The organism is Streptomyces sp. NPDC052043 (genome assembly GCF_044548235.1).
Taxonomy (GTDB): Bacteria; Actinomycetota; Actinomycetes; order Streptomycetales; family Streptomycetaceae; genus Streptomyces.
The window spans coordinates 24,449-40,179 of sequence record NZ_JBIUBT010000008.1 but is presented as its reverse complement, the minus strand read 5'-3'; the positions used below and the strand labels follow the sequence as shown (position 1 = coordinate 40,179).

Sequence of the window (15,731 nt, the reverse complement as noted above, 5' to 3'; positions counted from 1 at the left end):
AGGCATGCGCGGCGTGCGCTGCGAACCGGCCCGGCCCCCGGCGGGGACTACGCGCTCTTGCGGCTGTCCCGGGGATGGACAGCGATGTTCATCGCACCGGACCGCAGCACGGCGAGACGCTCCTCGAGGACCTCTTCGAGTTCCTCGCGGGTACGCCGCTCCATCAGCATGTCCCAGTGCGTACGCGCCGGCTTCGCCTTCTTCTCCTCCGGCCCGTCGCCGTCCACCAGGAGTGCCTGGGCCCCGCAGACCTTGCACTCCCACTCCGGCGGGATCTCCGCCTCGACCGAGAAGGGCATCTCGAACCGATGCCCCTTCTCGCATGCGTACTCCACGGCCTGGCGCGGGGCCAGGTCGATACCGCGGTCCGTCTCGTAGCTGGTCACCACGAGGCGCGTGCCGCGAAGAGCTCGCTCACTCATGAATCGTGCCTCCCGGGCTTGTCGCCCACAGGACAGGTGTCGCTGTCGTCGTCATCCGGTCAACGTCCGGTCGGCGGTAAAGATTCCCGTTCCGATCTCCCGTTCCGGGTCATGCGTCGCCGTCGTAGCCGCAGCCTTGTCAACCAGTGCAGTACCCACCGACGCCCGGTTTGTCACATCTGTTAGGAGATGTCACCCAGCGTTTCGGCATCTTTGACACGCAGTAACGGTACGTCTGGCAGGCCAAACGCGTACACTACCGCCCTTTCGCCTTGAGCGCTAAATCCGGTCGGGAACCGGATTGCCCGCGTCGCCGATCGCACGGCGCACCGGAACCCGGGCGAGCAGCACGAACCCGATCGCGAAGAACACCACCAGCGAGATGATCGCGTCCCGGTAGCTGCCGGTCAGCTGGTAGGTGATCCCGAACAGCAGCGGCCCGAGCCAGCTCATGCCCCGATCGCTCATCTCGTACGCCGAGAAGTACTCGGCCTCCTTGCCGGGCGGGACCAGGTGCGAGAACAGCGACCGGGACAGCGCCTGGCTCCCGCCGAGGACCATGCCGATCCCGGCGGCCAGCACGAAGAACCACATCGGCGCCCCGGCCGGCAGGAAGTACCCGGCCGCCAGGATGACCGTCCACGCGGCCAGCGATCCGAGGATCGTGCGCTTGGCCCCGTACCTGCGGGCCAGCCGTCCCATGCCGAGGGCACCCGCCACCGCCAGCACCTGCACCATCAGTACCGCCGTGATGAGCGTCGACTGACTCAGGCCCAGCTCCCGGGAGCCGTACACCGAGGCCTGTGAGATCACCGTCTGGATGCCGTCGTTGTAGACGAGGTAGGCGAGCAGGAAGGACAGGGTGAGCGGGGTGGCCCGCATGTCCCGGACGGTGGCGGCGAGTTGGCGCCAGCCGTGGACCCGCGCCACGGCGGGGGCGGTGCGGCGGTCGCGCAGCCGCTTCAGCGGGACGAGCGTGAACAGACCCCACCACAGGCCGGCCGAGGCCAGGCAGATGCGCACGGCCGTCGACTCGGAGACGCCGAAGGAGTCGTGGGCGGTGAACAGGACGAGGTTCGCCACCAGCACCAGTGAGCCGGCCGCGTAGCCGAAGGCCCAGCCGCGCGAGGAGACCGCGTCGCGCTCCTCGGGCGGGGCGATCTGCGGCAGGTAGGAGTTGTAGAGGACCATCGAGACGGCCACCGAGGCGTTGGCGACGACCAGCAGCAGACCACCCAGCAGATAGCGGTGGCCGTCCAGGAAGAACAGGCCCGTCGTGGCCCCGGCGCCGACATAGGCGGCGGCCGCGAGCAGCGGCTTCTTGCGGCCGGTGCGGTCGGCCGCCGCGCCGGCGACCGGCATCAGCACGATCGCCACGATGACGGACGCGGAGACGCAGTACGCGAAGAACGACCCGGCCCGCACCGGGAGGCCCAGCGGGTGCACGAACCCGTCCGCGTCCGCCGCCGACTCGGCGACCGCCGTGAGATAGGGGCCGAGGAACACGGTGAGCACGCTCGTGGAGTACACGGAGCACGCCCAGTCGTAGAAGTACCAGCCGCGCTGCTCGCGGCGCCGGTCGGCGGCCTCGTCGCCGGCCTGCCCTGCCCGCACGGTGTCACTGCCCACCCCGTGCCCTCGCTTCCCCGCTGGTTCCCCTGCTGCCGACGGCCCCTGAGGGGGAACGGGGGTGCGCCGGGCCTCAGGCCCAGACACCCCGGTCCTCCATGACCTTGCGCAACGTGTCGATGTGATCGGTCATGATGCCATCGACGCCGAGGTCCAGGAGCCGGTGCATCAGCGCGGGTTCGTTGATCGTCCACACGTGCACCTGCAGCCCGCGCGCGTGGGCGGTGCGGACGAACCGCCGGTCGACCACCGGGACGCCGTACTGGGAGACGGGCACCTGCGCGGCCACCGCGGACCGGCGCGGCACCGCCGGCAGACCCCAGGAGCGCAGCCGCAGGGCCAGCACCCCGCGGGTGCCGTACGAGGTCGCGAGGCGCGGCCCGGCCAGCCGCAGCGCCCGGACCACGCGTGCCTCGGAGAACGAGCCGACGCAGACGCGGTCCCAGGCGTTCGTCCGCTCGATCAGGTCCAGCAGGGGGCGCAGGGCGGGCTCCGCCTTGACGTCGACGTTCCAGCGGACCTCGGGGAAGGTCTCCAGCAGTTCCGCGAAGAGCGGCACCGGCTCCCGGCCCGCCACACGCGCCTGGCGCACCTCGTCCCAGGGCAGGTCCGCGATCCGGCCCGCGCCGTCGGTCACCCGGTCCAGGGTCGCGTCGTGGAAGGCGACGAGCCGGCCGTCCGCCGTGGCGTGGACGTCGGTCTCCATGTAGCGGTAGCCCAGCCTGGCCGCCTGCCGGAACTGAGCCACCGTGTTCTCCAGCCCGTCGGCCGCCCCGCCGCGGTGCGCGAACGGGATGGGCCCCGGATGGTCGAGGTACGGGTGGTGCGCGGGCGTGGTCACGGACGCAGTATCGCCCGTTCGGGTGGCCCGGCGGCAACGAGTCCGTCTCCGGCCGGCGCCGGCACGGCGAACACCCGCAGGAAGAGCTGGGCCAGCGGTCCGATGGACACCGCGTAGAGCACCGTGCCGACGCCGACCGTGCCGCCGAGGGCGAAGCCGGTGACGACGACCGCCACCTCCACGGCCGTCCGCGTCAGGCGGATCGAGCGGCCGGTGCGCTGGTGCAGCCCCGTCATCAGTCCGTCGCGGGGGCCGGGTCCGAAGCGGGCGGCGATGTAGAGGCCGGTGGCCACTCCGTTGAGCACGATGCCCGCCAGGAGCAGGGGAACGCGGACGGCCAGTGTGCGGACGTCGGGCAGCAGGGCGAGGGCGCCGTCCAGGGCGAGGCCGACGACGAAGACGTTGGAGACCGTGCCCAGGCCGGGCCGCTGGCGCAGCGGGAGCCACAGGAGCAGCACCACCGCGCCGACGACGATCGACACCATGCCGATGGTCAGGCCCGTCAGTTCGGACAGCCCCTGGTGGAGCACGTTCCACGGTTCCAGGCCGAGGCCCGCCCGGACGAGGAGTGCGGAGCTCGCGCCGTACAGCGCGAGGCCGATGTAGAGCTGGATCAGTCGTCGCCCCAGTCGGGCCGGTATGGACAAAGCGTCCCCCTGGTGGTGGAAGTGGCCTGGTGGATGACACTCTGTGGCGTGGGGAGAATATCCATCCATGGCCAATTCGGGGAAGGTGGACTGGTCGTCATGGCGCAGTGGACCTCGGCGGTGGGAGCCGCGCAGCTCGCTCGGCTGCTCAAGTCCCAGCAGGATCGTCCGGCGGGCCCGAACTCACGCCGCCCGCCCGCCTACCGCGCGCTGGCCGACGGCGTCCGGCTGCTGGTGCTCGAAGGGCGCGTCCCGGTCGCCGCCCGGCTGCCCGCCGAGCGCGAACTCGCCCTGTCCCTGTCCGTCAGCCGCACCACGGTCGCCGCCGCCTACGAGGCCCTGCGCACCGAGGGCTTCCTGGAGTCCCGGCGGGGCGCGGGCAGCTGGACCGCGGTGCCGGCCGGGAATCCGCTGCCGGCGCGGGGTCTTGAGCCCCTGCCGCCGGAGGCGCTGGGGTCGGTGATCGACCTGGGCACCGCGGCCCTGCCGGCCCCGGAGCCGTGGCTCACCCGCGCCGTGCGGGGCGCGCTGGAGGAACTGCCGCCGTACGCCCACACCCACGGCGACTATCCGGCCGGGCTGCCCGCGCTGCGGTCGATGATCGCCGAGCGGTACACGGCTCGCGGAATCCCCACCATGCCCGAGCAGATCATGGTGACGACCGGTGCCATGGGCGCCATGGACGCCATCTGCCACCTCTTCGGGGGCCGCGGCGAGCGCATCGCCGTCGAGTCGCCGTCCTACGCGAACATCCTCCAGCTGATGCGGGAGGCGGGCGCCCGGCTCGTGCCCGTCGCCATGGCCGAGGGACTCACCGGGTGGGACCTGGACCGCTGGCGCCAGGTGCTGCGCGAGGCCGCGCCCCGGATCGCCTACGTCGTCGCCGACTTCCACAACCCGACCGGCGCGCTCGCCGACGAGGAGCAGCGGCGCAGGCTGGTGGAGGCGGCCCGCTCGGCGGGAACCGTGCTCGTCGTCGACGAGACGATGAGCGAGCTGTACCTGGAGCCGGGGCTGAAGATGCCGCGGCGGGTCTGCGCCTTCGACCCGGCCGGATCCACGGTGATCACCGTCGGCTCGGCCAGCAAGGCCTTCTGGGCCGGGATGCGCATCGGCTGGGTGCGGGCCGCCCCCGACGTGATCCGCAGCCTGGTCGCCGCACGGGCCTACGCCGACCTGGGCACCCCCGTGCTGGAGCAGCTGGCCGTGAACTGGCTGTTCAGCACCGGAGGGTGGGAGGAGGCCGTGGAGGTCCGGCGGGTCCAGGCCCGCGACAACCGGGACGCCCTGGTCGCGGCGGTCCGGCGCGAGCTGCCCGGCTGGGAGTTCGAGGTCCCCGGCGGCGGCCTCACGCTGTGGGTGCGCACCGGCGGCCTGTCGGGCTCCCGTATCGCCGAGGCCGGCGAGCGGGTGGGCGTCCGTGTCCCCTCCGGCCCGCGCTTCGGTGTCGACGGCGCCTTCGAGGGCTATGTCCGGCTCCCGTTCACGGTCGCGGGGGCGGTGGCGGAGGAGGCGGCGACGCGGCTGGCTGCGGCGGTCCGGCTGGTGGAGACGGCGACCTCCGGGGGGAGCGAGTCCCCTCGCACCTTCGTCGCCTGAGCCCCGCCCGGAGCACGGTCCACCGTCGCGGGGCGGCAGGTCGCGCCTCCCGTCGCGGCCTCGCAGCCCGCGCGGGCTCGCACGCGGGCTCCGCGGGCCCGCACGTGGGCGCTCACGAGGGCTCCACGACCGCTTCCGTCACGGCCTCCGTGGGCTCCGGCACCCGCTCGCCGTCGGCCGGCGTGGTCTTCGGCGGCAGAAGATCGAGCACGGCCTGCCGATGCGCGTCGCTCGTCGCCTCGTCGTAGGGGTCGGGCGTGGCCGGCACCTGGAGCCGGTGGACCGGCTTCGTCCCCAGCCGGGCGTACCCGCGTCCGGCCGGGACGAGGGGCAGCGGTGTGGTGTGCGGCGGCGCCCCCAGCACCGCCTTGAGCTGCTCTGCCGTCGCCGGCCCCAGGACGACGCGCGCGCGTGTGTGCTGTCGTACCGCGTCGCTCAGCGCCTCCGCGGTGTCGAACTGCTCGGCCACGACGACCGCCACGCCGACCGCGCGTCCGTGCCGCAGCGGTACCTGGAGCAGCGCCTGCGGGTCCTTGCGGCCGTCCGCGGCGGCCAGGTGCGTGAACGCGGTCGGCCGGTCGAGCAGCAGCCACAGCGGTCGCTTGGTGTCCTCGGGCGGCGGGTGGCCCGCCTGCCGCGCGTGGTTGACGGCGATCAGCCGGCGCTCGGTCTCGGTGGCCGCCCACTCCAGGCTCGCGAGCACCCCGGCCAGCCCGCACTCGACCGCGAGCACGCCGTCCCGGCCGGTCAGACAGGCGAACTCGCCGGTGCCGCCGCCGTCGACGATCAGCACGTCACCGTGCTGGAGGGCCTGGAGCGCGATGGAGCGCAGCAACGTCGAGGTGCCGCTGCCGGCCTGGCCCAGGGCCAGCAGGTGCGGCTCGGTGGAGCGCAGGCCCGTGCGCCAGACGACCGGCGGCACGTCGCGCTGCTCGGCGCCGTGGCCGAGGGGGAGCGTGCGCTGGACCTCGGAGGGGTCGGTGAAGCCGAGCACGGTCTCGCCCGGCGCCGTGACGAAGCGCTGCGCGGCGATGTCCGTGGGCAGCGGGGCGAGCGCGGTGACGGTGAGCTGGTTGCTCTCCTCGTCCCAGGAGAAGAGGTACTCGCGGCCGCGACCGGCCTTGACGGTGAGCAGGTGCTCGATCCGCGCGCGGGACTCGGTCTCGCCGTCGGTGAAGTACGCGGGGTACCGGATCACCAGGTGGCGTACGCGCCCCGAGTCGTCGAACTCGTGGGTGGGGAACGCCTTCTCCCACGCGCCGCCGTGCGCGTACAGCGCTGCCGGGTCCTCGGCCGCCGAGAAGTAGGGGACCAGGGCCTCGTACAGGGAGGCAAGCCGCCGGACGCGCGCCTCGTCGGGGCCCTTGGGCCGCGGCGGGGTGCGGTCGCGGCCGTGCCAGGCGGCCGCCGCCATCAGCACGACGGCGGCGAGCAGCGGGCCGTACGGCACCAGCGTCACGACCAGGAACAGCGAGGCCACGAGGAACAGCAGCGGGCCGCGCCGGTCCTTCGGCGTGTCCGACCACTTGCGCCGTCCGGCCGAGGCCAGCCGGCGCAGACCACGCGTGATGGTGATCAGCGGGTGGAGGACGTCGGTGGCGCTGTCCGCCGCCGTGCGCGCCAGCTCCCGGCTCCGGGTGAGCTGCGCGCTGCCTGTGCTCAGAATGCTGGGGAGGGGGCGCCGGGCCACTGCTGCCTCCTGGAGGTGCGTACGGTGCGTACGGGAGGGACGGACGTCGTCAGAACCTCATGCCGCCCAGAAGGCTCGCCAGACCCTCGCCGCCGGCCTTGATGCTCGGGGCGATGGCCGTGCTCGAGAGGTAGAAGCCGAACAGCGCCGACACGCACGCGTGCGACGGCTTCAGCCCGTCCTTGCGGAAGAAGATGACAACGACGAAGCCGAACAGGATTACGCCTGAGACGGAGAGGATCATGGGAGGTCTCCTGGTGTCGAGTGGGGACAGTCACCCTGAGTTCTTCCAGCATCACAGCATGTATCCATATGACAAAAGGTGCAACTGGGTGAATTTCATTTGTTTTCCATCGGGTGGCGGAGTCCCCTGGGGTGCCTGAGCGGAACTGTGGCGTCCGACCGCGTCCCCGATGATCTCTGACCTTGGGCGCATCCGGTCATGTGGCCCGCGAGCCAGTACGCTGGCGATTCACCCGTACGGCCGACCAGCGCGGACCGCCGTACGCTTGCTCCCCGCAGTACCGAACGTTCGCAGTGAGAGGCGGTCCCGCCGATGAGTGAAGCCCCCGACCCCGAGGTCGTGGAGCTGGCGACCAAGATCTTCGATCTGGCCCGGCAGGGGCGGACCGAGGCCCTCGTGGCGTACGTCGACGCGGGCGTCCCGGCCGACCTCACCAACGACCGCGGTGACTCCCTGGTGATGCTCGCCGCCTACCACGGCCACGCGGCGGCGGTCCGCGCGCTGCTGGCCCGGGGCGCCGACGCCGACCGCGTCAACGACCGGGGCCAGACCCCCCTCGCCGGAGCGGTCTTCAAGGGCGAGCAGGAAGTGATCGAGGCCCTCCTGGAGGGCGGCGCGGACCCGTCCCTCGGCACCCCCTCGGCCGTCGACACGGCCCGGATGTTCGGCAGGACGGAGCTGCTGGAGAGGTTCGGCGAGAGCTGATCCGCGGGGCCGGAGCAGTGGCTTCGGCCCTTCTGACCAGGAACGACACAAACAACGGGGGAGGCGGTACAGGGCCGCCGGAAATTTCGGTCGCGGCAGCGCGGACGCCGGGTCATCATGACGTCGTGATTCACGGACGCGATGGCTGGGCAGGTGTTGCCGCACCGCGCGGGCCGTGAGCCGGCCCGCATGGGCCACCGACGAGAGGCAGAGGAACATGGTCTACAGCAAGCAGCGGACGGCGGGCGCCCCGACGTGTTGTCGCGCGGCCAGGTAGTGCGAGATCCCCGGTTGCGTCGACGCTTGATGTGAGGCTGTTTCCCATGTTCGATCCGGTCATAGCGCCCAGCGGTACGCTGCTCGGCCTGCTCCAGCGGGGCCGCGGCGACGGCACGCTGCACGCGCTCACCGCCCCCCGCGCCGAGGCGCTGGCGGCACTGGACCACTGCGTGCTGCACGACCCCCGCCACGACTGGCAGCTGGAGAACCGCTCCCTCTACTACGCCCGGCTCTTCCTCGACCTCGACGGCGAACTGGACCGGATCGAGGCGCACCTCTTCGACCCCGAGGACGCCCTCGACACCGACGAGTCCCGCACCGGACTCGCCCTCGCCGTGCTCGGGCACCTCGCCTCCTACGGCAGGCGGGACGCGCTCGCGCTGCTGCGCAGGTACGCCGCCACGGGCGCCAACTGGGCCTGGGCCCTGGACGAACTGGCACTCAGGGACGACGACGCGGGGCTGCGCGCCCTCGCCGCGCCGGTCCTCGCGCGCTTCGCCACCGACGCCGAGGGCGAGGCCGAGCTGGCCGCCGCGGTGCGCGACGCCTTCGAGCCCCGGCCGTGGCGGCTGTGGGCCGACGACCCGCGCGAGTCGGTCGCCACGCGCGTGCGTGCCGCGCACGAGGCCGGCTGCTTCGACCTCTGGCAGCGGCAACTGCGTCCCACCGGACCCCGGCCCGGGTGGAGCGTGCAGGCGGTGTTCGAGTGGGCCGAGCAGGGCGCCGAACGCGGCACGGCCCGCCATGTCCCGGCCGCCCGCTGCCTCACCGCCGTCGCCGGCCCCGAGGACCGGCCCGAGATCCTCCGCGTCGCCCGCGCGGGCACCGACGCGGCCCGCTGTACCGCCCTGCGCTACCTCGCCGACGGCGACGACCCCGACGCCCTGGACCTGGTCGAGTCGGCGGTGTCCGACGGCTCGGCCACCGTGGTGGAGGCCGCCGTCCACGCGTTCGAACGCATGCGCGGTGCCGCCGCCGTCGAGCGGGCGCGCGGCTGGGCCCGACGCCCCGACCCGCTGGGCGCCGCCGCCGGACGCGTGCTCGCCTGCCGCGGCGCGGTCCGGGACCGCGACCTCGTCCTCGCCGCCCTGCGGGAGGCGGTCCGGGGCGAAGGCCCCGACGCCCCCACCCTGTGGACCCTGGTCGACGGCGCCGGCCGGCTCGGCATCACCTGCGCCGCGCCCGTCCTGCGCCACGTCTACCGTGAGACGGCCTCCTCTCATCTGCGCGGCCGCGCCGCCCGCGCCCTCGCCGCCACCGACCCCTCCTTCCCCACCGGATTCGCCGTCGAATGCCTGTGGGACTGCGAGGAGACCACCCGCGAGATCGCCGCCCGGCACGCCGAGACCGGCGACACGCGCGTCGTCGAGCGACTGCGCAGGCTCGCCGCCGACCCGGCCGAGGAGGACGAGGTCCAGACCGCCGTACGCAGCCGGATCGGACCGGACGCGCCCACCGCGTGAACGCCGGACCCGGACGTGCCACCGCGTGAACGCCGGACCCGGACGCGCCCACCGCTTGAACAGCGAACCGGACATCGCCCACCGTGCGAACACCGGGCCGGACCTCGCCCACCGCGTGAACACCGGGCCGGACCTCGCCCACCGCGTGAACAGCCGGTGACCCGGGGGACAGGAGCGTGTGGCCGGGGGGCGTCCGGTCCGGCCGCACAGCCCAACGCTCATGGGACGTTCCTCGTACGGAAAGATCCACGTTGACGCGGGCACGTCCAGCACGGCGACAACACGGGTATGCGTGTCGTCATCGTGACCGAATCCTTTCCCCCCGATGTGAACGGCGTGGCCCACTGCGCGCTCCAGACCGCCCGGCACCTCGTCGATCGCGGTCACGCCCCCCTCGTCGTGGCCCCCGCCACCGCCGCCTCGACCGGGCCCGGCGCCCCCGCGCCGTGCCCCGTCGTCCGTGTCCCCTCCCTACCGCTCCCGGGCTACCCCCAGGTCCGCGTCGCCCTGCCCAGCCGGCGCGTCGCGACGGCGCTCGCCGAGCACCGCGCCGACCTCGTCCACTTGGCCGGCCCCTTCGTCCTCGGCGTCCGCGGCATGGCGGCCGCCACCCGGCTCGGCATCCCCGCCGTCGCCGTCTACCAGACCGACCTCGCCGGCTACGCCCGCACCTACATGGGCGCCGGCGAGGCCGCCGCCTGGCGGCGCATCCGCTCCGTACACGCCGCCGCCGACCTCACCCTCGCCCCCTCCAGCGCCGCCCTGCACGACCTGGAGGCACACGGCGTGCCCCGGGTCAGGCTCTGGGGCCGCGGAGTGGACACCGTACGTTTCCGCCCCGAGCACCGCGACGAGGCACTGCGCCGCGAACTCGCCCCGAACGGTGAGCTGATCGTCGGCTATGTCGGCCGGCTCGCTCCCGAGAAGCAGGTCGAACTGCTCGCCGGCGTCTGCGGTCTGGACGGCGTACGGGTCGTGGTGGTGGGCGACGGGCCCAGCCGCCCCCAGCTGACCGAGTCCCTGCCCGGCGCGGTCTTCCTGGGCCGCCGCACCGGCGACGAACTCGCCCGGATCTTCGCCTCGTTGGACGTCTTCGTGCACACCGGACCCTTCGAGACGTTCTGCCAGACCGTGCAGGAGGCCATGGCCTCCGGGGTGCCCGTCGTCGCGCCCGCCGCGGGCGGCCCGCTCGACCTGGTGGCCCACGGCCGCACCGGGCTGCTCGTCCCGCCGCGCGACGCGGCCGCCGTGCGCGACGCCGTCGGGGCACTGGCCGCCGACCCGTCACGGCGGGCGGCGTTCGCGGCGGCCGGCCGCTCCGCGGTCGAGGGGCGCACCTGGGCGGCGGTCGGCGACCAGCTCCTCGGCCACTACGAGGACGTGCTCGCCGCGCGCCGGACGGCGGTGGCCGCATGACCGCCACGCCGCTCACCCTCGTACGGCTCGCGAACTTCGTCGCCCCCGCCTCCGGCGGACTGCGCACCGCGCTGCGCGAACTCGGCAAGGGCTACCAGGCCGCCGGCCACACGCCGGTGCTGATCATCCCCGGCGAGCGCCACACCGACCAGGAGACCGAGCAGGGGCGCGTGATCACCCTGCCCGGGCCGCTGCTGCCGGGCACCGGCGGCTACCGCGTCCTCACCGACAAACGGCGGGTGGCCGCCCTCCTGGAGGAGCTGGCACCGGACCGCCTGGAGGTCTCCGACCGCACGACGCTGCGGTGGACCGGCAGGTGGGCCAGGCGGGCCCGGGTCCCGGCCGTGATGGTGTCCCACGAGACCGCCGACGGTGTGCTGCGCACCTGGGGCGTGCCGCAGGCCCTGTCCCTGCGTGCCGCCGACGCCCTCAACGTCCGTACCGCGCACACCTACGCGCGCGTGGTGTGCACCACCGAGTTCGCCGAGCGCGAGTTCGTGCGGGTCGGCGCGCACAACGTCGTGCGCGCGCCCCTGGGGGTCGACCTGGTGGAGCGGCACCCCGCGCTGCGGGAGGCGGGACTGCGCGCCGGGTACGCACCCGACGGCGAGGCGCTGCTGGTGATGTGCTCCCGGCTGTCCGTGGAGAAGCGGCCCGGCAACGCGCTGGACGCGCTGGATGCCCTGCTGCGGCGCGGGCGGCGGGCGGTGCTGGTGGTGGCCGGGGACGGTCCGCTGCGGGCGCGACTGGAGCAGCGGGCCCGCGAGCGCGCGCTGCCGGCCACGTTCCTCGGGCACGTCCGCGACCGCGGTCGGCTCGCCGCGCTCCAGGCCTGCGCCGACGTGTGCCTGGCACCCGGGCCGGCGGAGACCTTCGGGCTCGCCGCGCTGGAGGCGATGGCCTGCGGCACCCCCGTGGTGGCCAGCGCCTCCTCCGCGCTGCCGGAGGTGATCGGCTCCGCCGGCGACAGCGCGGCGGACCACGGCGAGGCGTTCGCCGACGCCGTGGAGGGCCTGCTGGCACGCCCCGAACGGGAGCGGCGCGAGGCCGCACGCGCGCGTGCGGAGTGCTTCGGGTGGTCCGCCTCCGTGGAGGCGTTCCTCGCCGCGCACGACGCCCCGGCACCCGTGCGACGCCCGCTGCCGGAGGGTGCGGCATGAAACCCCTGCGCTTCGTCGCCCTCGGTGACTCGCTGACCGAGGGTGTCGGCGATCCCGCGGGTGACGGATGGCGCGGCTGGGCCGCACTGCTCGCCGGCGGCCTCGCCGAGCAGCCCTCGGCCGTGGAGTTCACCAACCTCGCCGTCAGTGGGGCGCAGACCCGCGACGTGCTGGAGCGGCAGACCCCGGCCGGCCTGGAGCTGCGCCCGGATGTCGTGGCGGTCGTCGTCGGCGTCAACGACACCCTGCGCCGCACCTTCGACATCCACGCCGTGGCCGCCCGGCTCGACCGGGTCTACGCGGCCTTCACCGGCCGGGGAGCGGTCCTGCTGACGGCCTGTCTGCCCGACCCCGGCGCGATGCTCGGCCTGCCCGGTGCGCTGGCCCGCCCGCTGGCCCGGCGGCAGCGGGCGGTCAACGCGGTGGTGCACGCGCTGTCGGAGCGGTACGGGGCCGTGCACCTGCACGCCGATGCGGGCCAGTGGCTGACCGACCGCGCGATGTGGAGCGCGGACCGGCTGCACCCGGGGGAGCGCGGGCACCGCCAACTCGCCGTCCGCTTCCACGCGTTGCTCGCGCAGGCGGGCGTGGCGGGCGGGCCCGCGCCCTCACCCGAGCCGGAGTTCCCCGCCCCCACCAGATCGGCGAGCCTGTGGTGGCTGGCCACGGCGGGCACCGGCTGGGTGGCCCGCCGCTGCACCGACCTGCTGCCGCAACTGCTCACCCTGGCCGCCGACGAACTCCGCCACCACGCCCGCGGCACGAGCGCCCGCCTCGACCTGCGAGCGTCGGCGTCGGTGTCGGCGGCCCTGGCAGCCCTGTCGTCACCGGAACGACCGGAACCGGAAGTGGCCTGATCCCGGAGCTGTGCCAGGCCGACGTGGCCCCGGCGTGCCGAGGCGAGCATGCGAGCCGGGCCGGGGGGCCGCGTGCCGCCGCTCCTGCCACGTCCCCGCAGGGACGGCGCGGCGCCTTCGACCGCCGTCAACCGTGGTCCCGCCGGCCACGCCGCGCACGACCGGCGGCGCTGACGGGCCGTCCCGCACCCGCGACCAGCGGATCCTCCGCACCCCGCCCGCGGGTGGGGCGGGACGCCCCATCGCGCCGACCGTGTTCGTGCCGTTTGGGTGGTTGTCAGGCCGAGGACCTAATCTGTGCACCGTGACTTCGCCTGCATCGACGGACAGCGTTCCGCCCCAGCTCAGCGCGGGGCCGCGCCCCGCCCAGGGGCCGGCCGCCGACGAGGGGCTGGCGCGGCGGCTGCGCGCGCTCGCCTGCACCGCGCCGCTGCACGACCTGGACGCGCGCAAGGCCAACCTCGCCGGCGAGTACTCGGTGTACGGCATGTCGGAGGTCGCGCTCGCCGCCATCGACCTCGTCACCCTCAACATGGACTTCGACACCGGCGCCGACCACGACCAGGTCGTGGCCCGGCTCGTCCCGCGCGTCGCCGCGCAGGCCCCGCGGCGCCCGGCCGGCGAGCACGAGCGCGTGGCCCGCTGGGTCCTGGAGAACCTGATCAACGTCGGCAGCGTCGACCGCGGCTTCCGCGCGGTGTACGGCACCTTCGCGCCGGACGGCACGTACGTGCGCCGCGACTACGACTTCAAGCTGATCGAGGAGGTCCCCGGCCCCGGCGGCAGCGTCTACCTGCGCACGACGGACGAGGCGGTCAACGTCCTCGTCGGCGCCCTCGACACCGACGTCACCAGCGCCCAGATCGCCGCCGAGGTCAAGCTGGAGGTGCTCATCAGCCGCGGCCGTCTCGCGGACGCCCAGCTCGCCGCCGAACAGGCCCGCTACCGGACCGTTCAGTACTCGGAGACCCTGCGCAGGGCCCTGGACGCGACCCGGCGCAACGTCCGGGCGGTGGACTGGCTCAGCGCCGTCCCGGACATGATCGCCGAGGCCCTGGACCACGTCGCCGACCGCTACCGCCACGAGAACGCGATCCTGACCAACATCCGCAAGGCGCGCGACGAGTCGGAGGACCCCGAGCACAAGCGGCGCGCCGCCGAGCTGGTCGACATCGTCAAGGACTGCATTCGCAGGCACACCCAGCTGCAGTCCCGGCTGCTCGACGCCGGCCCCCTGTTCCGCGCCGAGCAGGACCGGCAGGCCTTCGCCACCCCCCTGACCACCTCCGGGACCGACCTCTACGGCCATCTGCTCGCGCCCACCCTCCCGCTGCCGCTGGAGCAGGCGATCCGGGTCACGGACGCCTTCTTCGCGCGCGGGACCGGGCTGCGCACCCCGGTGTCGGTCCGCGTCGCCGACCTCGTGGACATCCTGCTGACACCGCCCGTCGAGCGGGAGCACCTGGGCGCCGAGATGCCCGAGCCCGACCTGATCGCCACCCCGGACGACAGCCGGTTCAGCGAGGAGCAGCTCGCGGCCGCCATGGGGCTGCTTGGCCTGCCGGCCGACGCGCCGCGACGGCTGTCGGGCCTGCTCGCCGAGGCCCGCGACAAGGACCCCGACCTGCCGTACCTGGTCGCCCTGCTGGCCGTCCACGCGGCCAGCCCCCCGGTCGGCACCGCCTACCGGCAGGGCGAGGAGAAGCTGCTGTTCGCGGTGGACGACGGGACCGAACTGGACGATCCGGAGTTCGGCGGCGCCGACCTCGTCGTCGGCACGGCACTGCTGGACGCGGCGGGCATGGCGGCCGACCGGACGGAGGCGGCGTGAGCCCCGCCGGCCGCCGTACGCACGAGTGACACCCCAGCAGCGACACCCCAGCAAGGAGCACCAACCGTGACCGAGCACGTCGACCGGAGTGAGCCGGAAGCCGCAGGTACGCCCACGGCGGTCGCCGTCACACCCGCCGACGCCGCCGACGCGGCCCGGCTCGTCGCCTTCGGGCTCCAGCCCAGGCTCCAGCCCGCCCGCGACCAGGAGTACGCCGAACTGCTGCGCCGCCACCGCGAGGACCCGGCGTTCGCACGGCTCGCGGACGCCGTGGCCGCCGGACTCGGCCTTGTCGTCCTCGAGGTGTCCCCGCGCGCCGGGATGGCGGTCACCGCCGCCGAGGACTCGGTGTTCGCCGTCCGCATGAGCGACTACGCGCGCCGTACCGCCGCCGACTCCGGCGACCGCTTCCTGCACGGACTGGCCCACCTCGCGGTGGCCGCCCTGGCGTTCCCGCGCCCCGAGGACCTCGCCGACGACGCCTACATCGGGCGGGTCACCGTCAACGGCGTCGACGCGTTCGTCCGCCAGGCCTGCCGCCGCCTGGAGGAACGCGCCGAGCAGCAGGGCGAGAACACCGACCCGGCCACCGACGCGCCCGGCCTCGAGGCCGCCTGGCGGATCTGGGCCAGACGCAGCGCGACCGGGGCCACCAAGGACGCACGCCGGCCGGCCGCCTCGACCACGGGCATCGTGGCCAAGGCGCTGGCGTTCCTGACCGACTCCGGGTTCCTCCAGCGCACCGGGGACGAGAGCGGCGGCACGTACCGCACGACGGCCCGCTACCAGCTCCAGGTGCGCGACATGGCGGGCAGCGCGGCAATGGCCGAACTCCTCGAACTGGGCATCGTCCCGGTGACCGGCGGCACACCGAGCCTGCTGCCCGCCGACGACACCGACGACCTGGACCTGGTGGCCGACGCGGGGCTGCCGTTCCACTCCTGAGGC

At 74.2% G+C, this 15,731-nt stretch carries 14 protein-coding genes; 8 read left to right on the top strand and 6 right to left on the bottom strand.

Annotated features, from left to right (window positions below; genetic code table 11):
* Positions 1–47 precede the first annotated feature (47 nt).
* The 4 genes from ACIHCX_RS20645 to ACIHCX_RS20630 all read right to left on the bottom strand — a co-directional run bounded on the left by ACIHCX_RS20645 (position 48) and on the right by ACIHCX_RS20630 (position 3,539).
* Positions 48–422, bottom strand: a complete 375-nt coding sequence (locus tag ACIHCX_RS20645; RefSeq protein WP_003977404.1) for an RNA polymerase-binding protein RbpA — start codon at positions 420–422, stop codon at positions 48–50.
* A 279-nt stretch (positions 423–701) separates the two neighbouring features.
* Positions 702–2,051, bottom strand: coding sequence for an MFS transporter (locus tag ACIHCX_RS20640; protein ID WP_400031437.1), 1,350 nt, complete (start codon positions 2,049–2,051; stop codon positions 702–704).
* Positions 2,052–2,124: 73 nt separating this feature from the next.
* On the bottom strand, positions 2,125–2,892 hold the full coding sequence (locus ACIHCX_RS20635) for a glycerophosphodiester phosphodiesterase (protein ID WP_400031435.1): 768 nt from the start codon (positions 2,890–2,892) through the stop codon (positions 2,125–2,127).
* On the bottom strand, positions 2,889–3,539 hold the full coding sequence (locus ACIHCX_RS20630; protein WP_400031433.1) for a YitT family protein: 651 nt from the start codon (positions 3,537–3,539) through the stop codon (positions 2,889–2,891). Before ACIHCX_RS20630 ends, ACIHCX_RS20635 begins: the two co-directional genes overlap by 4 nt.
* Before the next feature lie 99 nt (positions 3,540–3,638).
* Here ACIHCX_RS20630 and ACIHCX_RS20625 point away from each other — a divergent pair, with 99 nt between their 5' ends.
* The gene (locus ACIHCX_RS20625) at positions 3,639–5,138 is read left to right on the top strand and encodes a PLP-dependent aminotransferase family protein (protein WP_400031431.1); all 1,500 of its coding nucleotides are present in this window, start codon (positions 3,639–3,641) and stop codon (positions 5,136–5,138) included.
* Positions 5,139–5,250: 112 nt separating this feature from the next.
* Here the strand turns inward: ACIHCX_RS20625 and ACIHCX_RS20620 are convergent, their stop codons facing one another.
* A complete protein-coding gene (locus ACIHCX_RS20620) occupies positions 5,251–6,828 on the bottom strand; it encodes a hypothetical protein (protein ID WP_400031429.1) in 1,578 nt (525 codons plus the stop codon).
* A 49-nt stretch (positions 6,829–6,877) separates the two neighbouring features.
* Entirely contained in the window at positions 6,878–7,072 is a 195-nt protein-coding gene (locus tag ACIHCX_RS20615) for a hypothetical protein (protein ID WP_400031427.1), read from the bottom strand.
* Between the two features lie 312 nt (positions 7,073–7,384).
* On the opposite strand from ACIHCX_RS20615, the gene ACIHCX_RS20610 reads away from it, so the two are divergent.
* The 7 genes from ACIHCX_RS20610 (at position 7,385) to ACIHCX_RS20580 (ending at position 15,728) form a co-directional block, all read left to right on the top strand.
* Positions 7,385–7,777: an ankyrin repeat domain-containing protein gene (locus ACIHCX_RS20610; RefSeq protein ID WP_400031425.1), complete on the top strand. Its 393-nt coding sequence runs from the start codon at positions 7,385–7,387 to the stop codon at positions 7,775–7,777.
* Between the two features lie 323 nt (positions 7,778–8,100).
* The gene (locus tag ACIHCX_RS20605) at positions 8,101–9,519 is read left to right on the top strand and encodes a HEAT repeat domain-containing protein (protein WP_400031423.1); all 1,419 of its coding nucleotides are present in this window, start codon (positions 8,101–8,103) and stop codon (positions 9,517–9,519) included.
* A 288-nt stretch (positions 9,520–9,807) separates the two neighbouring features.
* Positions 9,808–10,935 carry a glycosyltransferase family 4 protein gene (locus ACIHCX_RS20600; protein WP_400031421.1) on the top strand — a complete coding sequence of 376 codons (1,128 nt, stop codon included), beginning with the start codon at positions 9,808–9,810 and terminating at the stop codon, positions 10,933–10,935.
* Positions 10,932–12,095, top strand: a complete 1,164-nt coding sequence (locus ACIHCX_RS20595) for a glycosyltransferase (RefSeq protein WP_400031419.1) — start codon at positions 10,932–10,934, stop codon at positions 12,093–12,095. The genes ACIHCX_RS20600 and ACIHCX_RS20595 overlap by 4 nt, the downstream gene beginning before the upstream one ends.
* Entirely contained in the window at positions 12,092–12,952 is an 861-nt protein-coding gene (locus tag ACIHCX_RS20590; RefSeq protein WP_400031417.1) for an SGNH/GDSL hydrolase family protein, read from the top strand. The genes ACIHCX_RS20595 and ACIHCX_RS20590 overlap by 4 nt, the downstream gene beginning before the upstream one ends.
* 304 nt (positions 12,953–13,256) lie before the next feature.
* On the top strand, positions 13,257–14,783 hold the full coding sequence (locus tag ACIHCX_RS20585; RefSeq protein ID WP_400031415.1) for a hypothetical protein: 1,527 nt from the start codon (positions 13,257–13,259) through the stop codon (positions 14,781–14,783).
* Positions 14,784–14,849: 66 nt separating this feature from the next.
* Positions 14,850–15,728 carry a hypothetical protein gene (locus ACIHCX_RS20580; RefSeq protein WP_400031413.1) on the top strand — a complete coding sequence of 293 codons (879 nt, stop codon included), beginning with the start codon at positions 14,850–14,852 and terminating at the stop codon, positions 15,726–15,728.
* Positions 15,729–15,731: the final 3 nt, after the last annotated feature.